Source organism: Sandarakinorhabdus oryzae (assembly GCF_009733735.1).
GTDB classification, from domain to species: Bacteria; Pseudomonadota; Alphaproteobacteria; order Sphingomonadales; family Sphingomonadaceae; genus Sandarakinorhabdus; species Sandarakinorhabdus oryzae.
The window spans coordinates 1-1,832 of sequence record NZ_WNJP01000297.1 but is presented as its reverse complement, the minus strand read 5'-3'; the positions used below and the strand labels follow the sequence as shown (position 1 = coordinate 1,832).

Here is a 1,832-nt window from a genome sequence, read left to right as displayed (position 1 = left end):
GCCGATGCGGGCCATCACCTGTTCGCGCGTGAAGCGGACGCCGCGCGCCTGCCAACATGCGACCAGCGCGGCGGCCAGCGTGTCGGCCGGCTGCGCCAGCGCCGGCATGGCGAGCGCGAAGGGCAGGGCCATCAGCAATCGACGCGTGATCATGGCCATAGCCTAGCCGGCTGTCGCGCATCCTGCTAGGCGGCCCGCATGTTGTCTGTCCAGAATCTCACCATCCGCATGGGTGGCCGCCCGGTGATCGATGGCGCGTCGGTCACGCTGCCGCCGCGCGGCTGTGTCGGCCTGATCGGCCGCAACGGCGCCGGCAAATCCACGATGATGAAGGCGATGGCCGGCACCATCGAACCGGATGGCGGCAGCATCGAACGGCCGCGCGGCACCCGCCTGGGCTGGTTGAAGCAGGAAGCGCCGATGGGGCAGGGCACGCCGTTCGAAACGGTGCTGGCCGCCGATACCGAGCGCGCCGCGCTGATCGCCGAGGAAGACGCTGGCGCCTCGCCGGAGCGCGTCGCCGATATCCACGAACGGCTGATCGCCATTGATGCCCATACCGCCCCGGCCCGCGCTGCGCGCATCCTGGTGGGCCTCGGCTTTGACGAAGAGATGCAGAGCCGCCCGCTCGACAGCTTCTCCGGCGGCTGGCGCATGCGCGTGGCGCTGGCGGCGCTGCTGTTCACCCGCCCCGATGTGCTGCTGCTCGACGAACCGTCGAACCACCTCGATCTGGAATCGGCGCTGTGGCTGGAAAATTTCCTGAAATCCTATCCCGGCCTGATCGTGCTGATTTCCCACGAGCGCGATCTGCTCAACCGGGTGGCGGGGATGATCCTGCATCTCGAGGCCGGCAAGGTGCAGCTTTACTCCGGCAATTACGACAGTTTCGAACGCCAGCGTGCCGAGCGGCTGGCCCAGCTGGAGGCCGCGCGCACTGCCCAGGCGCTGCAGCGCGCCAAGCTGCAGGATTATATCGCGCGCAACTCCGCCCGCGCCTCCACCGCCAAGCAGGCGCAGAGCCGGGCCAAGGCGCTGGCCAAGATGCAGCCAGTCGCCGAAGCTGCCACCGATCCCACCATGAAGTTCGATTTCCCCAGCCCGGAGCCCTTGCGGCCGCCGTTGGTGACGCTGGATCATGCCGATGTCGGCTATGACGGCCGGGCGATCCTGAACAATCTCGACATCCGTCTCGATCCCGATGACCGGCTGGCGCTGGTGGGTCGCAACGGCAATGGCAAGACGACGCTGGCCCGCCTGCTGATCGGCCAACTGCCGGCGATGGCAGGCAGCCGCGCCGCTTCGGGCAAGCTGAAGGTGGGCTATTTCACCCAATATCAGGTGGAAGAGCTGGATGGTGACGCGACGCCGGTGCTGATGATGGGCCGGGCGATGAAGGGCGCCAGCCCCAGTGCGGTGCGCGCACAACTGGGCCGTTTCGGCTTCACCGGGCCGCTGGCGGAACAGCGCATCGGCACGATGAGCGGCGGCGAGAAGGCACGGCTGGCGCTCGCGCTGGTCACCCGCGATGCGCCGCACCTGATCGTGCTCGACGAGCCGACCAACCACCTCGACATCGACAGCCGCGAGGCGCTGGTGCAGGCGCTGGCCGGCTATGAGGGCGCGGTGGTGGTGGTCAGCCACGATCGCCACGTGATCGAGGCCAGCGCCGATCGGCTGGTGCTGGTGGATTCAGGGCGGGCCAGCCCGTTCGAAGGCAGCATCGATGATTATGAGGCGCTGATCCTGTCGGGCCCCGGCAGCGGCACCCCGGCGGCCGCGCCGGCCGCCGCCAGGGCGCCGCGCATCGATCCCAAGGAGGCCCGCCGCCA

Annotated in this window: 1 protein-coding gene; it reads left to right on the top strand. The window is 68.9% G+C overall.

Annotated features, from left to right (window positions below):
* Positions 1-198: 198 nt before the first annotated feature.
* The coding region (locus GJ693_RS15800) for an ABC-F family ATP-binding cassette domain-containing protein (protein WP_235902993.1) at positions 199-1,832 on the top strand (1,634 nt) is incomplete at its 3' end.